This window comes from Paractinoplanes bogorensis, from assembly GCF_018829635.1.
GTDB lineage: Bacteria > Actinomycetota > Actinomycetes > Mycobacteriales > Micromonosporaceae > Actinoplanes > Actinoplanes bogorensis.
This window is the reverse complement of sequence record NZ_JAHKKG010000005.1, coordinates 612,814-633,876: the sequence shown is the minus strand read 5'-3', so window position 1 is coordinate 633,876 and position 21,063 is coordinate 612,814. Positions and strand designations below refer to the sequence as shown.

Sequence of the window (21,063 nt, the reverse complement as noted above, 5' to 3'; positions counted from 1 at the left end):
ATCGTAGGGCAGCGTAGGACGCATGAAGAGCTTCGCGGGGGCGACCGCCGTGGTCGCGGGCCGGGCCGACCTCGACCCGCAGTGGGCGATCGGCGACAAGCTGCACGGTGGCTACATCATGGCGGTGCTGGGGCGGGCGGTGGCCGAGCAGGCCGAGCTTCCGCACCTGGTCGCGATGAGCACGACCTTCCTGCGGCCGCCGACCGCCGGGCCGGCCACGGTGACCGTCGACGTGCTGCGGGCCGGGCGCAGCGCGGGGCAGTACCGGGCGCGCCTCGAGCAGGACGGTCATCCGTGCGCCGAGGCCCTGGTGACGCAGGGTGTGCTCGACTCGGCCGAGCCGTGGTGGGGCCGGGCCAAACCGCCCGCGCTGCCGCCCGAGGAGGAGTGCTTCCGGCTGCCGAGTGAGGCGCCCGGGTCGCCGTTCCCGGTGCCGCTGCTCGACCTGGTGGAGCACCGTCTCGACCCGTCGGTGCTCGGGTTCGCGATGGGTCAGCCGTCGCGGGAGGGGCGCACCGCCGGGTGGCTGCGGTTCGCCGACGGCGCCGACTGGGATCCGCTGAGCCTGCTGATCGCCACCGACCCCGCTCCCCCGATCTCGCTCACCCTGGGTGTCAATGGCTGGGCGCCCACGCTGAGCCTGACCGCGTATGTACGGCGGCTGCCCGCACCCGGCCCGCTGCGGTTCGTCATGGGATCGAGCGAGATCACCTCGAACCGGATGGACGAGACCGTCGAGGTCTGGGACTCGGCCGACACGCTGGTGGCGCAGGCGACCCAACTGGCCGCCGTCCGGGTCTAGGGTCGGATTCTGTGATCACCGTAGCCCGCCCCGAGGACCGTCCGGCCGTCGTCGACGCGCTGGTGGCCGCGTTCGGGAAGGATCCCGTGCTGCGGTATCTCTTCCCCGACGACGACACCTATCCCGCGTACGCGGAGGCGTTCTTCGGCAGTTGTTTCGACAAGCGCGTCCGGCACCGCTCGGTCTGGACGATCCAGAACGGCGCCGCGACCGCCATCTGGGAGCCGCCGGACGTCGTGCACCCCGACGACGACCTGGCCGGCGTGCTGCCCGAGGACGAGCTGAAGCGGGTCCGCACGTACGACGAGGCCGTGCAAGACGCCCTGCCCACGTTCCCGTTCTGGTATCTGGGCGTCCTCGGCACCCACCCGGCCCACACCGGCCGCCGCTGGGCCCAGGCCGTCATGCACGCGGGCCTCGAGCGCGCCGAGGCGGACGGCCTGCCCGCGATCCTCGAGACCAGCAACCCGGCCAACGTCGGCTTCTACCGCCGGGCCGGTTGGCGCGTGATCGGCGAGCTCGACCACCCGCTGCCGGTCTGGATCATGCAGCGTTAGTCAGGATCCCGCCGCGGATCTATGCCGTGCACCACAAACCCGAAGCGGCCGACGAGCCGAGCGCTGTGAGCGAACACCCGTGCCCCGGCCGGCCACGACTGGCTGCCACCAGGTCATACAGCACGCCGGGACCCCAGGATCGAGGCTCTCGCCGAGGATCGCCGGGTAGTCCTCGGAGAACACGTACGGATCGAAAGGGGTCATCACCGCTCCCGGAGATCGATTAAGGTGCCCTGGCTGCTTCGTACATCGGGGGAAATCTTGAAGCGCTTCGGTCCCGCCCTGCTCGCGGTCGCCCTGCTGGCCGGCTGTGGTGTGCCTGCGGTCGCTGTGCGGGCCGTGCCCGCCGGTGGTGGCGGGAGCGCCGCACCGAAGGCGACGACACCAGCGGAGACGCCGGCCATCGAGGTGTTCCAGGCTGCCCTGCGCAAGACCCACAACGCCACCTACAAATACAGCGTGAGCAGCGCCCTGCCCGACAAGTACGGCAAGGTCAGCGGCACCGGCGTGTTCGACCTGAAGAGCAAGAAGCTCAAGCTCGACCTCAAGTATTCGGGCGGCACCTATCCGCACGACCTCGAGGCCGTCATGATCGGCAAGGATGCCTGGCACAAGTCCGAGTACTCGAGCCGCTGGGTGCATCTGGACATGTCGCGGCTGAAGGAGTACGCGCCGGAAAAGATGGACATGACCGACCCGGTGGGGCTGGCGACGTTCACCAAGGCGCTCAAGACCGTGCGCAAGACCGGGCCACTTTCGTACGCCGGCACGTTCGACCCGAACCCGGCCGACTCCGAGGAGTTCCTGCCGCTCGGCGCGCCCAGCATCCGCGTGTTCAGCATCATGGGCCCCGACTCCAAGTTCACCGCGACCACCGACGCCAACGGGTTCGTCACCGTCGTCAACGCCACGGTCATCGCCGACGAGACGGTCAAGATGACCACGAAGTTCTCCGCGCACGGCAAGCCTTCGGGCATCAAGAAGCCGTCCCGTACGGTCGAGGCCGCCGATTTCTACTACGAGTGACCGCGTCGCCGCCCTGGTCCCGGCCGGCGCCCCGCGGGTGGCCGTCGACGGGGTGGACGGCGTGGGCAAGACGACCTTCGCCGGCGAGCTGGCCGACAGCCTCCGGGCCCGGGGGCGGCTCGTCGTGCAGGTCTCGGCCGACGGCTTTCTCCACCCGGCTCCCGTACGACACCGGCGCGGCCGATCCTCCCCCGAAGGGTTCTGGCTCGACAGCTACGACTACCCCGCCCTGATCGACGACGTGCTCCGGGCACCGGCCGATGCCGTGCTGGTCGTGGACGGACTGTTCCTGCAGCGGGTGGAACTACGGGCGTACTGGGAAATGACGATCTTTCTCGACGCCCCGTTCGAGGTGACCGTGCCGCGGATGGCCGCCCGCGACGGCTCGCACCCGGATCCGGGGCATCCGAGCCAGGCCCGCTATGTCGGCGGGCAGCGGCTCTACTTCGCCTCGTGCGACCCGCAGAGCCGCGCCGACGTGCTGATCGACCACGCCGATCTGAGAAACCCGGAAATTCTCCGGCCGTAGCTGTCGAAGACAGCGGATCGGCTTCGTTCGGGGTATGAATCGTCGACACGAGAGCGGAGCGCAACCATGCCGAGGTACATCCTGATCGTCGACCACCGGCCGGGCACCAGCGAGACGCCGATGGACGAGTGGAAGCCGGACGACGTGCGGGCCCACATGGACTACTACGGGGCGCTGCGGCAGGAGCTGCTCGACTCGGGTGAACTGGTCGACCAGCACGCGCTGACCGGGCCCGGGTTCGCCCGCGAGGTGACCAGCGACGGCGGTCCGCCGGTGGTCACCGACGGCGTGTTCCCGGAGTCGAAGGAGTTCCTGGCCGGGTTCCAGATCGTCGACGTGGTCTCCGAGCAGCGCGCCTTCGCGATCGCGGCCAGGGTCTCGGCGGTGCCGGGGCCGGGCGGGGTGCCGCTGGAGCAGCCGATCGGCGTGCGCCGGGTGATGGACGAGTCCGACTTCGAGGCCTTCCAGTGAGCCTGGGCGACCTGCTGCGCACCCTCGCGCCGCAGGTCGCCGCCGTGCTCACGCACCGGTTCGGAGACTTCGCGGCGGCCGAGGACGCCACTCAGGAGGCGCTGCTGGCCGCCGCGACCCACTGGCCCGTCGGCGGGGTGCCGGAGAACCCGCGCGGCTGGCTGATCCAGACCGCGACCCGCAAGATGCTCGACCAACTGCGGGGCGACCAGGCCCGGCGGCGGCGCGAGGTCCAGGCCGCTCTGCGCGAGCCGGTGGTGGAGGCGTACGAGTGGGACGACACGCTCGACGTGCTGTTTCTGTGCTGCCATCCGGCGCTGAACGACACCGCGGCGGTCGCCCTGACCCTGCGCGCGGTCGGCGGGCTGACGACGGCCGAGATCGCGCGGGCGTTCCTGGTGCCCGAACCGACCATGGGCCAGCGGATCAGCCGGGCCAAGCAGCGGATCCGCGGGGTGCCGTTCGACTCGTCGGCCGTACGGCTACCGGCCGCGCTGCGAGTGCTCTACCTGATCTTCAACGAGGGGTACGCGAGCAGTGGCGGGGCGGTGCACCGGGTCGAGCTGTCGGCCGAGGCGATCCGGCTGGCCCGGATGGTGCACGAGCGGATGCCGGACGACGGCGAGGTGGCCGGGCTGCTGGCGTTGATGCTGCTCACCGACGCGCGCCGCCCGGCCCGCACCGCAACCGACGGCAGCCTGGTGCCGCTCGCCGAGCAGGACCGCACGCGCTGGGACGCCGCCGCGATCAAGGAGGGCACGACGATCCTGGACGCGGCGTTCCGGCGCGGCCGGGTCGGCGAATATCAGCTGCTGGCGGCGATCGCGGCGCTGCACGACCGGGCCGAATCGGTGGCCGCGACGGACTGGCCGCAGATCCAGGCCCTGTACGGGATCCTCGAACGGATCACGGAGAACCCGCTGGTGGCGCTGAACCGGGCGATCGCGGTCGCCATGGTCGACGGGCCGGCGGCGGGGCTGGCGCTCGTCGACTTGCTGGAGGCCCGGCTGGCCGGGCACCACCGGATCGCCGCCACCCGGGGGCATCTGCTCGAACTGGCGGGGGACGACGCCGGGGCCGCGGCGGCCTACCGCCTGGCCGCGGGGGCGACGACCAGCGAGCCGGAAAGGCAGTACCTGACCTTGCGGGCGGCGCGCCTGCACGCCCGTACGGGAAACCGGGCTTGACCTTGACCTTGGGGTAAGGCCCAGCGTGGGCCGTGCCGGTCGCGGTGACCGGTGCGAGGAGGATGTCACGGTGGCTCTGCTGACGATCGGCGCGTTCGCCCGGGCGGCGCGGCTGACGCCCAAGGCGTTGCGGCACTACGACGAGTCGGGGCTGCTCCGGCCGGCCGCGGTGGACGCCGAGACCGGGTACCGGTTCTATGACCAGTCCCAGGTCTCGCATGCTCGGCTGATCGGGCGGCTGCGCGAGATCGGCATGCCGCTGGCCGAGATCGCGACCGTCTGCGCGTTGCCGCCCACGGCTGCGGCCGATGCGGTCGCCGGCTTCTGGCAGCGGGTCAGCGCCGACGCGGTGGCCCGGGCCCGGCTGACCTCCGACCTCGTTCGGCACCTGTCCGGAGGAGACACCAGCATGCACTTCACCTATGCGGCGGCGACCGACATCGGCCACGTCCGCGCCACGAACGAGGACCGTGCCTATGCCGGGACAGACATGGTCGCCGTCGCCGACGGTAGCGGTGGGAACGCCGCGGACGTCGCGATCGAAGCTCTGACCGGCGCTTCACCGGCTACCCTGCCCGCGGCTTTGGAGGCGGCCCATCGGGCTCTCCACGAACCGTCGGTGACCACTCTGACCGCACTGCTGCGTGACGGGTCGCGGCTGGCTGTGGTGCATGTCGGTGACACGCGGGCCTACCTGCTGCGCGACGGGATCCTGACCCGGCTGACCCAGGACCACACCTGGGTCCAGTCCCAGGTCGACCAGGGCACGATGTCGCCCGCCGAGGCGGCCGCGCATCCGCAGCGGGCGTTGCTGTCACGCGCACTCGGCTACGGAGAGGGGGTGGAGGCCGACATCGCGTTGCGCACGGTCCGGCCCGGCGACCGGTACCTGCTCTGCTCGGACGGCCTGTACACGGTCGTGCCCGCTCTGGCGGACACGCTGGCGGCCTCGGCCGACCCTCAGGTGGTGGTCGATCGCCTGGTGGCGGCGGCCCTCGCGGCCGGGGCTCCGGACAACGTCGCGTGCGCCGCATACTTCAGCAACGCTTAACAATCGCGTCGCAGAATTAAATAGACCTTTCCCCGTACGCCCTGACACCGTGGCCCGCATGACTCTCCGTGGCCTGTACGTCCCGTTGATCACCCCGTTCGCGCCCGACGGCAGCGTCGCGCTCGGTGCCCTCGAGCGCCTGGCCCACGACATGCTCGACGCCGGCGCGACCGGGCTGGTCGCGCTCGGCACCACCGCCGAGCCGTCGTCACTGTCCGCCGCCGAACAGGCCGCCGTCCTCGACCGGCTCACCGCGGTGACCCGGGACCGGTCGGCCCGGCTGATCGTCGGCGGCGCCACGATTCCGCGGTCGGCCACGGCCGCGCTCACCCTGGTGCCGCCGTTCGTCCGCCCCGGCGAGGACGGCGTGGTCGCCCACCTGACCGCCGTGGCCGCCCGCAGTGCCGTGCCGCTGGTCGTCTACCACGTCCCGTACCGGACCGGGCAGGCGTTGTCGGCGCCGGCGCTGCAGCGGATCGCCGAGATCCCCGGGGTGGCCGGCATCAAGCTGGCCGCCGGGGGCATCGACGCCGAGGTGATCGCCTTCATGGCGTCGCCGCCGCCGGGGTTTGCGGTGCTGGCCGGCGACGATGCTTTCCTGTCGCCGATGCTGGCCCTCGGCGCGCACGGCGGGATCGTGGCCTCGGCGCACGTCGCGACCGCCGACTACGCGGCCCTGATCGGCTCGTGGTCGCCCACGCTCGGGCATCGGCTGGCCCGGCTGTCGCTGGCGCTGTTCGCCGAACCGAACCCGACCGTCATCAAGGCCGTCCTGCACGCGGCGGGCCGGATCCCGACCGCCGACGTGCGGCTGCCCCTGCTGCCGGCCGCGAAGGAGTCGCTCGATCAGTGCCTGGGGCTGGTCCCGGCGATCGCGGCGAGTCCGGTGAGATAGCGGTCGTCGACGAACACCTGGGTGATGTGGCGGAGCCGGTAGCCGTGCGGGCGTTTGCACCAGGTGGCGTCGGGCCGGACCTCACGCAGCCACAGCCACGGCCGGGCGACCTCGTGGACGACACCGATCCACGACATCTCCGTGTGGAACCGTCTCTCCTGCTCGATGCCGACCAGGGGCGAGATCGCGCTCAGACCCGCGATCAGGCCGGCCGTCGTGTCCAGGTCGAGGCCGGGCGGGGCGGTGGGCGGCCACTCGGGCCGGGTCCGGGCGAAGCGCCCCGCGAACGAGCGGTCCGTGCGGACCTTCACGACGTCCTTGACGCGGACGGCGACCAGGCCCTCGAAGAAGCCGCCGTCGCCGACCTGCGCGATCAGGGCCCACTTGGAGCCGACCGCGACCACGTAACCGTCGACCCGGTCGGCGTTGCGCGGGGACCGTCCGACGCGCACGAGCTTGCGGGACGCGACGGCCCGACGGAGCTGGGAGGACGCCATAGTGCGGATCTTCGCACAGCGCCGTTCCTCTCCTACTCGAAATACGGCACGGGCGCGAACCACTCGCCGGCCGCAACCAGACGGCGGCAGGCCGCTTCGATGTCCACGGTCGTGAGCCCGCCATCGGCCACCTCATCGAGGAACCAGCAGATCCGCCAGGCATCGAACGCCTCGACCCTGTCGATGACATCAACGTCGACCTCACGCCCGCCGTCAGCGGCCATGCTGCAGCCGGCACCGTGAACGCCATACCGGATACCGCTGCGAGGCAACGTCCGAGCCGACCGGACCGCGGAGAGAAGATCCGACACATTCCGGATCGGCGCCAGATCCCGGATCAGACGACTCCGGGTCTCGCGCAGTGCGTCCACGAACCGCCGAACGTCCTGGACGGCAGCTGACTCAGCGACCACATACCGATTATGTGAGACCAACGGATCACCCACCGCGCTTCGCCGAGCGCTACGCGGCGAAAGCGGGCGGCGTGATCAGCCGGCGCCCGCGCCGCACCGGCCAGGCCGGGCGGCAGCGCCGCGGCGGTGATCGTCAGGCCCACCGCCAGTCCGGTGCGGGTGGAGAGCGGGCCTACGGCTGGACCACAGCCGCGGACAGGGCCGGCACGGGTCACGATCGGGCCTGGACCGGCGGCCCGGCCCAGCGCCGGCAGCGCGCCGATCCGGTCGGCGATGCTGCCGGGCACCGGTTTGAGCAGCACCTCGGCCCCGTCGTAGAGGACAAGCAGCGAGGCGAACCCGCCCAGGTCGGCGGCGGCCGCGTGCGAACGGCCACAGGGCGAGTCCTACTTGCGTACCCGCAGCCAGATCGTCGGCGACGGACCGGTCGTGGACGAGATCTCCTCCAGGGCGATCTCGGTGCCGTCGGGGTGGCGGAACAGCGGCGTGCCCGCGCCGAGCAGCACCGGCGCGATGAACACCAGGATCTCGTCGAGCAGGCCGGCCGCCAGCAGGTCGGCGGCGATCCCCGCGCCCAGCACCGCGACGTAACTGTCACCGGCCGCATCCGCCGCGGCCGTGGCAGCCTCAGCGAGGTCGGTCAGGAACGTGTAACCCTCGACCGGCGACGTGGGCGGGGTGCGGGTCAGCACGAACTGCGGCCCCGACCACACCCCGCCGAACGCGCCCTCGGCGTCGGTGCCCTCGTTCGGGTCGTTGCCGTAGTACGTGTTGTGGCCGACCAGCAGCGAGCCGACCTGCTTCCAGATGCTGTCGGCGACCTCGTGCGGTCCGGTGTCGGGCAGCCGCGTCATCCAGGTCATGTCATGGTCGGGGCCGGCGATGAAGCCGTCCAGGGACATCGTCGCGGAGTACAGAAGTTTCGCCATGGTCATTGAGACGGTAGCCGCGGCGAAACCTCATCGGTCCAGCGTCGGCGGCAACCCGAACACCGGAAAGAGCGACGGTGTGTGGAAAGCGGTGATCTCGGTGATGCGCCCGTCGCCGATGACCAAAATGCCGATTCCCATTCCCCCGTACGCCTCCTCGCCCGGCCCACGCACATACGTCGCCGCGGCGAGCTGCCCGTTGGCGGCAGCCTCGACGACCCGGAACGCGCCCACATAGTCGGGGCCGTCCGCGTCCCAGCTCTTCGACAGCGCCTCGAGCACGGCAGGACGACCGAGGAACCATTCCGCGTACGGGGGCATGGTGGTCCGGACGTCTTCGGCCAGCAGCTCGGCCATCGCGCCGAGGTCGCCCCGCTCGACGGCCTCCATGTAGCGCCGCAGCAGCTTGCGGTCGTCCTCGCTGGGCGGCCGGGCCGGTGACCAGTCGTTCCGGCCCGGTGGCAGGTGGGTGCGCAGCGTGGCCCGGGCCCGTTGCAACGCGCTGTTGACCGACGCGACCGTGCCGTCGAGCACCTCGGCCGTGGCCCGGGCCGGCCAGCCCAGCACGTCGTGCAGGATCACCGCCGCCCGCTGCCGGGCCGGCAGGTGCTGAATGGCGGCCAGAAACGCCAGTTCGAGGGTCTCCTTAGCGACCGCGGCCTCGTCGGGGCCCTGGTCGCGCGGGGCCACCCACAGGTCGTCGGGGAACGGCTGGAGCCAGGCCACCTCGCCCGGCACCACCCGCGTCTCGTGGAACCGTGCGGGCGGCCCGACGTGATGCGGCAGGACCCGGCGGGCCCGGCCGTCCAGGTGGTCGAGGCACGCGTTGGTGGCGATCCGGTAGAGCCAGGCCCGCAGCGACGAGCGGCCCTGGAAGCCGTCGCGGCCCCGCCAGGCGCGCAGGAACACCTCCTGCACGAGGTCTTCCGCCTCGTCGTAGGAGCCGAGCATGCGGTAGCAGTGCACGCGCAGCTCACCACGGTAGCGTTCGGCCGCGTCCGCGAGGTCCATCCGGGCGAGGCTACCCGACCGTACGGCGGCGCCGGGTCAGCAGAAGCACCCCCGCGCCGACGACCAGCAGCGCGACACCCGCCGAGGCCACGACCAGGGTCGGCGCTCCGGTGATCGGCAGGCCGCCGCCCTCGCCCCCGCCGCCCTCGCCGCCGTCGCCGGGAGCCGGTGCCGCCGTCCCGCCGGGAGTCGTCGGCGATGCGGTGGCCGACGGTGTGACGGAGGGGGACGGCGACGCGGGCGCGGGACGCCACTCGGTGAAGTCGATCGTGAACGGCGCCTTGTTGTTGGCCGCGTCGACCACCGTCGGAACCCAGCGGTCCCAGGCGTAGGTGGTGGGCACGTCGTACACGTACGGGGAAATGGTCTGCTCGCCCCGCAGGTCGCTGTTCTTGACGACGTCGACGGTCCGGGTCAGTTCGTAGTCGCCGCCGGGCGCGAGTTCGTGCTCGACGACGCACTCGTTGCCGCCGATCTTCGACTGGCACTTGGCGCCGTCCCCGGCGTACTGGCCGTACCACATGTTGTAGCCCGCCAACGTCTCACCGAGCACGAACTTGCGCACCGGCGTGGTGCCGTGATTGCGGACGACCAGCTTGTACGTGGCCACGGTGCCCTCGATGACCGGCTCGGTGGCGGTGATACCGAGGTCGACCGCGGGAACACTGTCGACCGAGAAGGTCTCCGAGTCGTTGGCCGGGTTGGTCTCGGCGATGTTCGCCGAGATCGCCATGCTGAACGACAGCTTCTCCCCCACCGGCGCGGCGGCCGGCATCCGCAGGTTCATCGCGAACGGGTAGTAGCCGTTGTAGTAGACGCCACCCTTGGTGACCGCGCAGGTGATCTTGTTGCCCTGCTGGGTACACGGCCCGGCATCGGCGTCGGTGGCCTTGCCCGGCCCGGCATAGACGGTGCCGGCGGGAACGGTGAGCACCATCCGCACGCTCTTGTTGTCCATGCCGGCCCCGGCGCTGCCCACGCGCCCACCGATGAACCGGAAGTTGTACGCGTATCCGGGCGCGACCTCGCTGGGCACGGTCACGGTCGCGACGTTGAGATCGGCCGCGGGCGCCGCCGCCACCGCCGGGGTGGCCGCCACCCCGATTCCGACCATCGCGAGAGCAGCAGCACAGCCAAGACGGCGCAGGATCATGGCGCGCAGCCTAACGGGACCCCAGAGACACCGGCCGATCAGGTTGACGTTGCCTTCGACCGGCCCGGAGCTGAAGGACAGGCTCAGCCCGGCGATGACCGCGGCACTCGCCGCAAGATCATGACGTGAAGGTCAGCGAGGCCCCATCCCGAGCCCCCGCCCGCCCTAGGGGAATAGGAAGCGACCCTACGCACAGCACCAAAGCAGACCACCCGCTTGTCCACAGGACTCGCCCGCTTTGACGGGCATCGATGGGCTTTGTGGGTAGCCGCACATGATGCGACCGCCGGACTCTCGAGTTTCGGGGGTATGACGGCGGGGTTACGTTGCCGCCATGGCGATGAAAGCGCTTTCAAAGGCCACCATCTATCAGGTGGCCCAGCTCGCGGGCGTCTCGATCGCCACTGTGTCGCGTGCTCTGCGCGACTCCGACCTGGTCACGCCGGAGACCCGGGAACGGGTGCGGGCCGCCGCTGAGCAGCTGCGGTTCACGCCCAGCGGCTCGGCCCGGTCGCTGGCCGAGGGGCGGCACGCGGCCAACGGCATCGTGTTCCCCGACCTGGTCGGGCCCTACTACGCGGAAGTGGTGCTGGGCTACGAAGCGGCGGCGGCCGCCTCGGGCAGCAGTGTGCTGATTCTGGCCACCAACGGGCGGCGCGATCCGGCGGCCGCCGTGAAGGAACTGGCGGGGCGGGTCGACGGGCTGACCGTTATGGGCCGCACTGTGGACGACGACGTGGTCGCGGGGATCGCCAGCACGGGGCTGCCGGTCGTCCTGCTGGCCCGCGACCCGGTGGACGGGGTGGACACCGTGCGGGCGGGCAACACCAGCACCGCCCGGGCCCTGGCCGAGCACCTGCTCGAGCACGGCCACCGGGACATCACGTTTCTCGGCGACCCGGACGACTCGCCCGACGTCGCGGGACGGTACGAGGGCGTGAAAGCAGCGCTGAAGACCAGAAGGGCGCGGCTCACCCTCGTACGGGGAAACGGGCTTGATCTTGATTCGGGTGAGGCGGCGGCCGGGGACATCATGCGGACCCGGCCGGACGCGGTCATCTGCGCCAACGACGAACTGGCGCTCGGCCTGCGGCTGGCCGCGGGGGAAGACCTGGCCGTGACCGGCTGGGACGACCTGCTGGCGGCCCGTTTCGCCGGGCTGACCACGGTGCGCCAGCCGATGCGCGAGCTCGGGGCGACGGCCGCGCGGTGGCTGCACCGGCGTATCAGCGAACCACCAAACCAGAGAGCGGCAGCGCGCCGGCGGATCCTCGCCACCGAGGTGGTGATCCGGCGCAGCTGCGGCGTGCACGAGGAGGTGCATCGATGATCAGGAAGCGATGGCTGGCCGTGGCGACAAGCGCGGCCCTGATAGCGGGTATGACCGGATGCGGCCGGGACTCCGGTGGCGGCTCCGAGACCGCCAAGACGGTGGCCGAGGGCAAGGCCAGCGGCGAGATCACCGTGTGGGCGATGGGCACCGAGGGCGAGAAGCTGGGCGAGTTCGCCAAGGCGTTCACCGCTGAGAACCCGGACGCCAAGGTCAGCGTGACCGCGGTGCCGTGGGATTCGGCGCAGCAGAAGATCTCGAGCGCGATCGCGGCCAAGGCGACCCCGGACGTGTCGATGATCGGCACGACGATGCAGGGTGAGATCGCCAAGACGGGAGCGCTCGACCCGACACCGACCGACCTTTTCCAGAAGGACTCGTTCTTCCCGGGCGCGTGGGACACCACCGTGGTCGACGACACCCCGTACGGCGTGCCCTGGTACGTCGAGACGCGCGGCATCTTCTACCGCAAGGATCTGGCGGCCAAGGCCGGTTTCCCGGACGGGCCGAAGACGTGGGACGACCTCAAGGCGATGGCCAAGGCGTTGCAGGCCAAGGCCGGCGCCAAGTGGGGCATCAACCTGCAGCCGGGCAAGACCGGCAGCTGGCAGTCGATCCTGCCGTTCGGCTGGTCCAACGGCGCCGAGATCGCGACCGGCGACAAGTACACGTTCGACACCCCCGAGATGACCGCCGCGCTCACCTACTACCAGTCCTTCTTCAAGGAGAAGCTGGCCCCGACCAACCTGCCCGAAGGAGCCTTGGAACCTGCTTTCGTACGCGGGGAGATCGGCGCTTTCATGTCGGGTCCGTGGCACGTCGGCATCCTCAACGACCAGGGCGCCAAGGGTAAGTTCGCGGTCGCCCCGATGCCGTCGGAGAAGTCGTCGACCTCGTTCATCGGCGGCAGCAACATCGCGGTGTTCAAGGACGCCAAGAACCGCGACGCCGCCTGGAAGTTCCTGCAGTGGCTGAGCAAGCCCGAGGTGCAGGCCAAGTGGTACCAGACGGTCAGCGACCTGCCGGCCGTGCAGTCGGCCTGGGACGACTCGGCGCTCGGCGGCGACGAGATGCTCAAGGTGTTCGGTGAGCAGCTCAAGTCGGCCAAGGCCCCGCCGTCGTTCCCGACCTGGACCCAGGTGTCGGCCACGTTCGACACCGAGGCCGAGAAGGTGTGCGTGGGCGGGTCGGATCCGGCGGCCGCGCTGAAGGCGGTGCAGAGCCAGGCCGATTCCATCGGTACGGGGTCGTGACCGCTCTTCCCGCCCGGAGACGACGATGGACCGGCTGGGCGTTCGCCGCCCCGTTCACCATGCTGTTCCTGGTGTTCGCGCTCCTGCCGGTGCTGGCCTCGCTGATCATGAGCGTCACCGACATGCGGGCGACCGACCTGCGCACACCCCTGTCGGTGAACTTCGTCGGCCTGGACAACTTCACCCGCCTGTTCTCCGACGACCTGTTCCTGCGGTCGGCGCTGAACACGCTGGTCTTCGTGGTCGTCGGGGTGCCGCTCACCATCGTGGCGGCCCTGGCCGCGGCCAACGGGCTCAACTCGGGCCTGATCCGGTTCCGGGCGGTGTTCCGGGTCGGCTTCTACCTGCCCGTGGTCACCAGCATCGTCGCCATCGCGGTGATCTGGCGGTTCCTGCTCGACCCCGAGGCCGGCCTGGTCGACAACCTGCTCGCCCTGGTCGGCATCGACGGCCCGAACTGGCTGGGCGACACCCGGACGTCGCTCGCCTCGATCATCGTGATGGCGGCCTGGCGCAACTTCGGCTCGCTGATGGTGATCTTCCTGGCCGCGTTGCAGGGCATCCCGAACGACCTGTACGAGGCGGCCACGCTGGACGGTGCCGGCCGGTGGGCCCAGTTCCGGCGGATCACCCTTCCGCTCATGCGTCCCGCGCTCCTGTTCGGTGCGGTCATCACCGGCATCGGATATCTGCAGCTTTTCGAGGAACCGCTGGTCATGACCCAGGGCGGGCCGCTCAGCTCGACCCTGTCGGTCAGCTACCACATCTACAACCAGTTCGGTTTCGGCAACTACGGCTACGCGGCCGCCGCGTCGTACGTGCTGTTCGTGGCGATCGTGGCGCTGAGCGTCCTGCAGTTCCGTCTGCTCGGGAGCCGCGATGACTAAAGATCGAATAGCCAAGATTTCCCTGTACGCCGTTTTGTGCGCGGGTCTTCTCGTGGTGGTCGGCCCGTTCGTGTGGATGCTGCTGTCCTCGTTCAAGCCGGAGTCCGAGATCCGGTCGGTGCCGCCGACGTGGTGGCCGTCCACGTGGACGTTCGCCAACTACCGGGACCTGTTCGACCGGCTCGACTTCCCGCAGTACTTCGCCAACTCGGCGATCGTGGCCGTGCTGGTGACCCTGGGGAACCTGCTGTTCTGCTCGCTGCTCGGCTACGCGCTGGCCAAGCTGGACTTCCCCGGCCGCAAGGCACTGTTCCTCACGGTGCTGGGCATGCTCATGGTGCCGGGCATGGTGACCTTCGTGCCGCAGTTCGTGCTGGTCAGCAATCTGGGACTGGCGAACTCGTACGCGGGACTGGTGTTGCCCTTCCTGGCCGGGCCGTTCGGGGTCTTCCTGATGCGGCAGTTCCTCCTGGCCATCCCGGACGACCTGATCGAGGCGGCCCGGGTCGACGGGGCCGGCGAGTGGCGGATCTTCTGGCGCGTCGTGCTGCCGCTGTGCAAGCCGGCCCTGGCCACGCTGGGGATCCTGACGTTCCTGAGCTCGTGGAACAACTTCCTGTGGCCCCTCGTCGTGGCCACGACCGACGACAAGTACACGCTGCCGGTGGCTCTGGCCCTGTACGCGATCGGGCAGAACCGCATCTACTACGGACTGCTGCTGGCCGGTGCCGTGGTGGTCGTCGTCCCCGTCCTGATCGTCTTCCTGGCGTTGCAGCGGCACTTCATGCGCGGCATCGCCACCACCGGGCTCAAGTAGCCGACCCACTCGCACGCTCGCTCGCTCGCGAAACGACACACCCTGAGGTGATCCCTTTGAGACGTCTGCTCGCTCCCCTGGTGTCCCTTGTCCTGATCCTGACCGCTGCCGTCCCCGCGCAGGCGGCCGACCCGCTGCGCACCTATGCCAAGGACACGTGGAAGTCCCTGGTCGCCATGACCGATCCCGCCACCGGGCTCGTCGCCGACAACATCCCCGGTGACCTGTCGGCGCCGGCCGCGTACACGTCACCGACCAACATCGGCGGGTACATGTGGTCGGCATTGGTCGCCCGTTCCCTCGGAATCGTCTCGCCGAAAGAGGCGGAGCGCCGCGTCGGCCGCACGCTCGACACCCTCGCAGCGCTGAAGCACCACGACAAATCGGGCATGTTCTACAACTGGTACGACCCGCACACCGGCGCGGTCCTGACGGTCCTGCCCGACGGCACCCAGGTCACCCCGTTCCTGTCCAGCGTCGACAACGGCTGGCTGGCCGCCGGCCTGCAGGTGATCGAGGGCTCGTTCCCGTCGCTGCGGGCCAAGGCGGCCGCGATCCGCAGCAGGATGAACTTCGGCTTCTACTTCAATCCGGCCGCCACCTCCCCCATCGGCACCCGCGGCCTGATCCGCGGCGGGTTCTGGGACACGCAGCCGCCCGGCTGTTCGGTGGCTTCTCCGGAGCAGGCCGTGTGGTTCACCTGCAACCACTACGACATCACGGTGACCGAGCCGCGCATGGCCACGTACCTGGGAATCGCCGAAGGCCACATCCCGGCCACCGCCTACTTCGACACCATGCGGACGCTGCCCGACAACTGTGACTACTCCTGGCAGGAGATGCAGCCGCAGGGGTTCACCACCACCCACCTCGGACGTCAGGTCTACGAGGGCTCGTACCGGTATCGCGGCATCACGTTCGTGCCGTCGTGGGGTGGTGACATGTTCGAGGCGCTGATGCCCGACCTGTTCGTGCCCGAGGCGCAGTGGGGCCCGCGCAGCTGGGGCCGTAACCATCCGGCGACCGTGGCCGCGCAGATCGAGCACGGCCTGGCCGACGCCCGGTACGGGTACTGGGGCTTCTCGCCGGCCTCCAACCCCTTCGGCGGGTACGGGGTCTACGGCGTGGACGCGATGGGCATGGACACCGACGGGTACCCGTCCGACATCGAGGGCGGCAAGTACGACGCCGGGTTCGGGGACTGCCGTCCGGCCGGGCCGCCCGCCGTCTACGGCGACGGGGTGGTCACGCCGCACGCCGCGTTCCTCGCTCTGCCGTACGCTCCCGGTCCCGCCCGGGCCAACCTGTCCAGGATCAAGAGCGACCTGCGCGCGTACGGGCCGGGAGGGTTCTACGACGCAGTCGCGGTGCGCTCGGGCACGGTGGCCCAGCGGTATCTGTCGCTCGACCAGTCCATGATCATGGGCGCGATCGGGAACGTCCTCGCCCGTGACGTGGTCAAGAAGGCGTTCGTGACGCCGGGGTTCGAGCGGGCGGTGCGGCCGCTGCTCGCGCGGGAGACGTTCAACGTCCCGGCCGGGCAGAAGCTGCCGCAGCTCGGGGGGCGCTCATGACGATCGAGGAGCAGGCCCGCTCGAGCTGGGCGGCGTTGATGGGCGGCGGGGGCGCTCAGGACCGTACCCCCGGGAAACCGCAGGAATCCCGCCTGCCCGCACCCACCGGGGTGACGGCGGTGGCCGGCCATGGACAGGTGACCGTGACCTGGGAACCGGTGCCCGGCGCGATCGGGTACGCGGTCCATCGCGCGGCGACCGCCGACGGCCCGTTCGAGGTCGTCGACCACGGTGGCGGGGACGTCCTGGCCGTGCCGCACGGGCCCTACGCCGACACCACTGACGGGCGCGGCGGTTTCTATGCCGTCGCCGCGCTCGAAACGGTGACCGCTCTGGGGCCCCTCTCGACACCGGTGACGCCGTCTGCCGAGGCGCAGGAGACGGTCACGGCGATCGTGGGTGATGGGGAGTCGCCACTCCCCCGCGTCTGGGAGGCCATGGTCGGCTCGGAGCACCTGTCGCACATGCTCTTGGTCGAGACGACGGGCGGGCACGTGATCGGCGCCGACCTGACCGCCGCGCTGCACCGCGTCCACGACGAGCTGGGCGTGCGGTCGGTGCGCGCGCACCACATCCTGGGCGACGACAACGGCGTCTACCGCGAGGTCGACGGCGAACCCGTCCACGACTTCACCCGCGTCGACGAGATCTTCGATCTGGTCCGGTCGCTGGGACTGGTTCCGGTCGTGGAGTTCGGTTACATGCCGCACGACCTGGCCCGTGACCCGTCACGGACGGTCTTCACCTATCACGGCATCATCTCTCCACCCCGTGACTGGGACCGGTGGGCCGACCTGATCCGCGCGTTCACCCGGCACGTCGTGGAGCGTTACGGGCTCGACGAGGTGCGGTCGCAGTGGTGGTTCGAGGTGTGGAACGAGCCCAACCTGTCGGTGTTCTGGTCGGGCACCCCCGAGGAGTATTGGCGGCTCTACGAGGTCACCGCGGCCGCGGTCCGCGACGTGGACTCGGCCCTGCGGGTAGGGGGTCCGGCCACCGCGGCGGTCGGCTGGGTCGAGGACACCCCGCGCGATGCCGACTTCCTGTCCACCCACGTCTACGGCACGATCCCGCTCGACCTGCGGCCCCTCGCCGACGGGCGGCCGCTGCTGTGGACCGAGTGGGGGGTCACCGCGACCCACGGCAGCCGGGTCAACGACTCGGTGTTCGCGGCCGCGTTCCTGCTGTCCGGCATGCGCTCGGCGGCCGGCCGCATCGACGCGCTCGCGCCGTGGGTGGCCAGCGACCACTTCGAGGAGCTGGGCCGCCCGCAACGTCTGCTGCACGGCGGGTTCGGGCTGCTCACCGTGGGCGGTCTGGCCAAGCCGAAGTTCTGGGCGCTGTCCCTGGCCGCCCGCCTCGGACCGCACGAACTCCCGGCGACGCTGACCGGAGACGGCGCGGGCAGCCTGGTCCAGGCCTGGGCATCACGCTACGACGACGGCGGCCTCGGCCTGCTGCTCTGGAACAGCACCCTCGACCATTCGAAGATCAACGGCGACAACCGCCTTCTCCGTACGGTCGTGGTCCGACCCGGCCTCACCACACCGCACCTGATGCGCGTGTGGCGGGTGGACCGGACGCACGGGGTGATCGGCTTCGACGGCGAGTGGCCGTCGGACGAGCAGTGGGAGCAGTTGCGGGCGGCCGACCGTCTGACCGAGTCGGAGGCGCCGCGCCGGGTCGCCCCCGGTAAGGACGTCATCGTCGAGCTGCCCAACCCCGGCATCGTGTTCCTGGAGTTCCGCCCGCTCACTCCGCCCAGCTGAGAGTCAGCGTCAGATTCTCCTGCCATTTCCGGCGGGCCGGGGCAGGCCCGTTGCGGAAGCGTTCGACGAAGCTTTCGCAACGGGCCGCGGCGCTCTGCTGCCGGCGGGCCCAGGACGGCCGGACCCCGTACCCGGAGAAAAGCTCCCCCAGATCCTCGACGGCGCGCGGGTGGTGCCGCCGGACGATCCATTCGCACCACGCGAGATCCTCGATCGGGTCGCCCGGGTGCGCCCACTCCCAGTCGAGCAAACCCGTCACCCGGAACGTGTCCGGATCGAACAGCATGTTGTTCGGCCCGAAGTCACCATGCACGACAACCCACCCGGTGCCGGCCGCCGCGCCGGGGAAGACCTGGCTCACGTCGACCTTCTGCAACCGGCGCAGCAGTTCACCGCAGCTGCGCAGCACCGGCCGCGCGAGGCCCTCGTCGATCAGATCCTGGCCGTGCATGCCGCTGAGCTGTTCGAGCCGCAACGCCCCCTCCGGAGCCCCGAGCACGCGCGGCACCGGCATGCCGGCCGGCCGCCGCTCGAGCACGCCCAGTTCGGTCCCCCGGCGCAGCACCTCGTCGATGCCGCCCTGGTAGCGCTTGACCACGACGGCCCCGTCCCCGCGGGTGTCGTTCGTGTACCCGTGCCGAAGCGGCTGCATCCCCTACCCGTTCCCCTGCGGCCCCCTGCTTACTCCGGGCACCTTACTGGCCCGGTCGGTACCGGCTCCCGGGCCGTCCGCGTCCGGGGTGCGGGACAGCCAGGCCTGGAACTCGCGGTGCCGGAACTGGACGGCTATCCCGGACAGGCGCACCAGTCCGGCGTCGTACGCCCAGTCGAGAAACCGCGTCGGCCGCCGGGGAAAGAGCCCGGCGCGGGACAGCCGGTGAACCGCGATCAGATATCGCGGCCACGGCGAGGCCGACCTCAGCAGGACACCGAGCATCAACCCCACACAGAAGACCTGCAGCCGGTACGACCATCCGGCCCCGGCCAGGTCTCTGGTTGCCGCGCCGACCCCGGTCCAGAATCCCGCGGAGTCGACGGCGTAGTTCAACACGTAGGCGATCCCGTACCCGAGAAACTCCGCGAGTGTCGGTACGAGGAGCGACAAGCCTACGACCAGGACGTCGTAGGCGATGCCCCCGGCGGGGACCTCACCCGGCCGTCCCACGCTGACGGGCCGGATCGCCAGCCCGCCCACGACACCACCGATGACGGAGCCGACCGTAACGCCGGCCACGCCCAGGCCGAGAAGGAACAGAAGGGCGCCGTGCGGCGACGTGATCGGATTGAAGTCGATCCACTCGTACATCACCACGACCGGAATGCCGGCGGCCGCCCCGAACAGGGCCCCGCGGAAGATCTGCCGACGGCCGGAACTCGTCGAGATCCGGCCAAGTTGAATGCGGCGAATGTCGGTGGAATCACCGATCGAACGCCGGAACGCCCAGCAGACGGCAACGAAGTAGACCGAACAGGCGACCCATCGCAGGGCACCTACCGGCAGGAAGTTCCCGTTGCGAAACGAGCCGACGCCCACCCCACAAGTAAGGGCGGCCAGGACAACGACGACGGCAACCAGATTGCGGGTCGCGACGCCGGGCACCGAACGCCACAGTTCGTCGACCCGGATGTCGGCGTTGGACCGGCCCTCACCCTCCATATGGTCGAGGTGACCGGCCAGAGTGGTCAGCCACCGGCGGACGTCGTGCGGGTCGTACCGGGTGCCGTCCCGCCGCCGGTGCTGCGCGGTTGCGGCTGGAATGAACTCCTGAAACAGGTGCCGGTCGAGGTCGCCGCCCTTGAGGTCGAGCAGTTCCCGCGGCCGGGACTGCGGGTCGCGGTAGATCGTCACGGTCAGGAACAGTCGCAGCGGCGATGCCAGACTCGTCGCGAGGGCACCACCCGGCCGATCAACAAGTCGTTTGAGGATGGGCCGCCAGCGACGCTCCATTCCGTCCGGCGCATCCTGGTCCGGAAAGCGGTACGCCAGCCACTGCCCGATCTGCGTGGTGGTCAGGGGCCGTACCACGACATGGGTGGCGTCCTGAACAGCCGTCCCTTCGTGATCGACGCCGGCCAGTCGCCGATAGTCCTGCTCCCGGCACGTGACAACGGCCGGGCGCAGTCCGGTGCCGACGGGGTAGTTGAGGGCCGTCATCAGCGAGCGGGCTCGCCGCGCCGCACCATCACCATGATCCATCTCGTCGAGGCCGTCGAGGACCGGCAGAATCCGGCCCTGTCGCACCAACTCGCGGGCCGTACTTCGAGACTGGCCGTACACAGTGATCAGTTGCTGGGTCATCCACGCATCCAGGACGCCGTTGACGTGTTCCGGTGAGCCCTCGTCCGAACCGGGAAACGTGGAGGCGCTCAACCGCAGCGGGGCCCGCCGATGCGTCCCGGCCGCGGGTGGCTGGCGGCACAGGTTGATCAACAGTTCGATGGCCAGCACGGTCTTGCCCGCTCCGGGCTCGCCGAGGATCACCAGGCGACCCCGGTCGAGCCCGGAGTAGAAGTCGGCGATCTGTCCGAGGGACCCCTCGGTGCCGCCGCCGTCGGTGCGCCACCGGGCCCAGGCAACGCTCGGTTGCACGAATCCGATGTCGGCGGGCCGGCTGTCGCCGGTGTCGGCGAGCAGCCGCTGCAGTTCCGCCGACTCCTGGCGGGCGATGTCACGGGCCAGGTCGGCCACGGCTGTGTCCAACTTGTCGCCGCCGGGCACGGACGACCGAAGAGACCAGCCGAGCACGGTCGCGAGCAGGCCGAGCAGGCTGACCGGCAGGGCGATCACGTTGGCGATCTCGGCACCTCGGGTGTCGCGGGCCAGCATCCACCACGTCGCGCCGACGATGGCCACCGCGATCCCGGCGACAATGACGACGGTACGGCGCGCTCGCCCGTTGCCGGTCACCGGA

21 protein-coding genes are annotated in these 21,063 nt (G+C 70.5%); 14 read left to right on the top strand and 7 right to left on the bottom strand.

Annotated features, from left to right (window positions below; genetic code table 11):
- The first annotated feature begins 22 nt into the window (after positions 1 to 22).
- From KOI35_RS18370 to KOI35_RS18335, 8 genes are all read left to right on the top strand, one after another.
- Positions 23 to 802 (top strand): thioesterase family protein, encoded by a 780-nt coding sequence (locus tag KOI35_RS18370; RefSeq protein ID WP_215788670.1) that lies wholly within the window; start codon positions 23 to 25, stop codon positions 800 to 802.
- Positions 803 to 813: 11 nt separating this feature from the next.
- On the top strand, positions 814 to 1,359 hold the full coding sequence (locus tag KOI35_RS18365) for a GNAT family N-acetyltransferase (RefSeq protein WP_215788669.1): 546 nt from the start codon (positions 814 to 816) through the stop codon (positions 1,357 to 1,359).
- Between the two features lie 261 nt (positions 1,360 to 1,620).
- Entirely contained in the window at positions 1,621 to 2,385 is a 765-nt protein-coding gene (locus KOI35_RS18360) for a hypothetical protein (RefSeq protein WP_215788668.1), read from the top strand.
- A gap of 37 nt (positions 2,386 to 2,422) precedes the next feature.
- Positions 2,423 to 2,914, top strand: coding sequence for an AAA family ATPase (locus tag KOI35_RS18355; RefSeq protein ID WP_215788667.1), 492 nt, complete (start codon positions 2,423 to 2,425; stop codon positions 2,912 to 2,914).
- Between the two features lie 66 nt (positions 2,915 to 2,980).
- Positions 2,981 to 3,385, top strand: coding sequence for a YciI family protein (locus tag KOI35_RS18350; protein WP_215788666.1), 405 nt, complete (start codon positions 2,981 to 2,983; stop codon positions 3,383 to 3,385).
- Positions 3,382 to 4,572 (top strand): RNA polymerase sigma factor, encoded by a 1,191-nt coding sequence (locus tag KOI35_RS18345; RefSeq protein WP_215788665.1) that lies wholly within the window; start codon positions 3,382 to 3,384, stop codon positions 4,570 to 4,572. The genes KOI35_RS18350 and KOI35_RS18345 overlap by 4 nt, the downstream gene beginning before the upstream one ends.
- Positions 4,573 to 4,642: 70 nt before the next feature.
- A complete protein-coding gene (locus tag KOI35_RS18340) occupies positions 4,643 to 5,623 on the top strand; it encodes a MerR family transcriptional regulator (RefSeq protein WP_215788664.1) in 981 nt (326 codons plus the stop codon).
- 58 nt (positions 5,624 to 5,681) lie between these two features.
- Positions 5,682 to 6,518, top strand: a complete 837-nt coding sequence (locus tag KOI35_RS18335) for a dihydrodipicolinate synthase family protein (RefSeq protein ID WP_215788663.1) — start codon at positions 5,682 to 5,684, stop codon at positions 6,516 to 6,518.
- On the opposite strand, the gene KOI35_RS18330 is transcribed toward KOI35_RS18335, so the two are convergent.
- The 5 genes from KOI35_RS18330 to KOI35_RS18310 all read right to left on the bottom strand — a co-directional run bounded on the left by KOI35_RS18330 (position 6,470) and on the right by KOI35_RS18310 (position 10,521).
- On the bottom strand, positions 6,470 to 7,015 hold the full coding sequence (locus KOI35_RS18330; RefSeq protein WP_215788662.1) for a hypothetical protein: 546 nt from the start codon (positions 7,013 to 7,015) through the stop codon (positions 6,470 to 6,472). The two genes, KOI35_RS18335 and KOI35_RS18330, sit on opposite strands and share 49 nt — an antisense overlap.
- A 32-nt stretch (positions 7,016 to 7,047) precedes the next feature.
- A complete protein-coding gene (locus KOI35_RS49320) occupies positions 7,048 to 7,428 on the bottom strand; it encodes a DUF6896 domain-containing protein (RefSeq protein WP_438870609.1) in 381 nt (126 codons plus the stop codon).
- Positions 7,429 to 7,814: 386 nt separating this feature from the next.
- On the bottom strand, positions 7,815 to 8,357 hold the full coding sequence (locus KOI35_RS18320; protein WP_215788660.1) for a dihydrofolate reductase family protein: 543 nt from the start codon (positions 8,355 to 8,357) through the stop codon (positions 7,815 to 7,817).
- Between the two features lie 30 nt (positions 8,358 to 8,387).
- Complete coding sequence (locus KOI35_RS18315; protein WP_215788659.1) at positions 8,388 to 9,368, bottom strand: RNA polymerase subunit sigma-70; 981 nt, start codon at positions 9,366 to 9,368, stop codon at positions 8,388 to 8,390.
- Between the two features lie 10 nt (positions 9,369 to 9,378).
- Positions 9,379 to 10,521, bottom strand: coding sequence for a hypothetical protein (locus KOI35_RS18310; RefSeq protein ID WP_215788658.1), 1,143 nt, complete (start codon positions 10,519 to 10,521; stop codon positions 9,379 to 9,381).
- Positions 10,522 to 10,855: 334 nt separating this feature from the next.
- Here KOI35_RS18310 and KOI35_RS18305 point away from each other — a divergent pair, with 334 nt between their 5' ends.
- From KOI35_RS18305 to KOI35_RS18280, 6 genes are read left to right on the top strand one after another with little or no spacing between them, the layout of a single operon-like run.
- Positions 10,856 to 11,851, top strand: a complete 996-nt coding sequence (locus KOI35_RS18305) for a LacI family DNA-binding transcriptional regulator (RefSeq protein ID WP_215788657.1) — start codon at positions 10,856 to 10,858, stop codon at positions 11,849 to 11,851.
- Positions 11,848 to 13,104: a sugar ABC transporter substrate-binding protein gene (locus KOI35_RS18300; protein ID WP_246613268.1), complete on the top strand. Its 1,257-nt coding sequence runs from the start codon at positions 11,848 to 11,850 to the stop codon at positions 13,102 to 13,104. Before KOI35_RS18305 ends, KOI35_RS18300 begins: the two co-directional genes overlap by 4 nt.
- Positions 13,101 to 13,991 carry a carbohydrate ABC transporter permease gene (locus KOI35_RS18295; protein ID WP_308121057.1) on the top strand — a complete coding sequence of 297 codons (891 nt, stop codon included), beginning with the start codon at positions 13,101 to 13,103 and terminating at the stop codon, positions 13,989 to 13,991. Before KOI35_RS18300 ends, KOI35_RS18295 begins: the two co-directional genes overlap by 4 nt.
- Positions 13,984 to 14,808: a carbohydrate ABC transporter permease gene (locus tag KOI35_RS18290; protein WP_215788656.1), complete on the top strand. Its 825-nt coding sequence runs from the start codon at positions 13,984 to 13,986 to the stop codon at positions 14,806 to 14,808. Before KOI35_RS18295 ends, KOI35_RS18290 begins: the two co-directional genes overlap by 8 nt.
- A gap of 56 nt (positions 14,809 to 14,864) precedes the next feature.
- Positions 14,865 to 16,382 (top strand): glucoamylase family protein, encoded by a 1,518-nt coding sequence (locus tag KOI35_RS18285; protein ID WP_246613267.1) that lies wholly within the window; start codon positions 14,865 to 14,867, stop codon positions 16,380 to 16,382.
- Positions 16,379 to 18,151 (top strand): GH39 family glycosyl hydrolase, encoded by a 1,773-nt coding sequence (locus KOI35_RS18280; protein ID WP_215788655.1) that lies wholly within the window; start codon positions 16,379 to 16,381, stop codon positions 18,149 to 18,151. The genes KOI35_RS18285 and KOI35_RS18280 overlap by 4 nt, the downstream gene beginning before the upstream one ends.
- Here KOI35_RS18280 and KOI35_RS18275 read toward each other — a convergent pair.
- Both KOI35_RS18275 and KOI35_RS18270 read right to left on the bottom strand, forming a co-directional pair.
- On the bottom strand, positions 18,135 to 18,803 hold the full coding sequence (locus KOI35_RS18275; RefSeq protein ID WP_215788654.1) for a phosphotransferase family protein: 669 nt from the start codon (positions 18,801 to 18,803) through the stop codon (positions 18,135 to 18,137). The two genes, KOI35_RS18280 and KOI35_RS18275, sit on opposite strands and share 17 nt — an antisense overlap.
- A 3-nt stretch (positions 18,804 to 18,806) precedes the next feature.
- A complete protein-coding gene (locus KOI35_RS18270) occupies positions 18,807 to 21,059 on the bottom strand; it encodes an NACHT domain-containing protein (RefSeq protein ID WP_215788653.1) in 2,253 nt (750 codons plus the stop codon).
- Positions 21,060 to 21,063 lie beyond the last annotated feature (4 nt).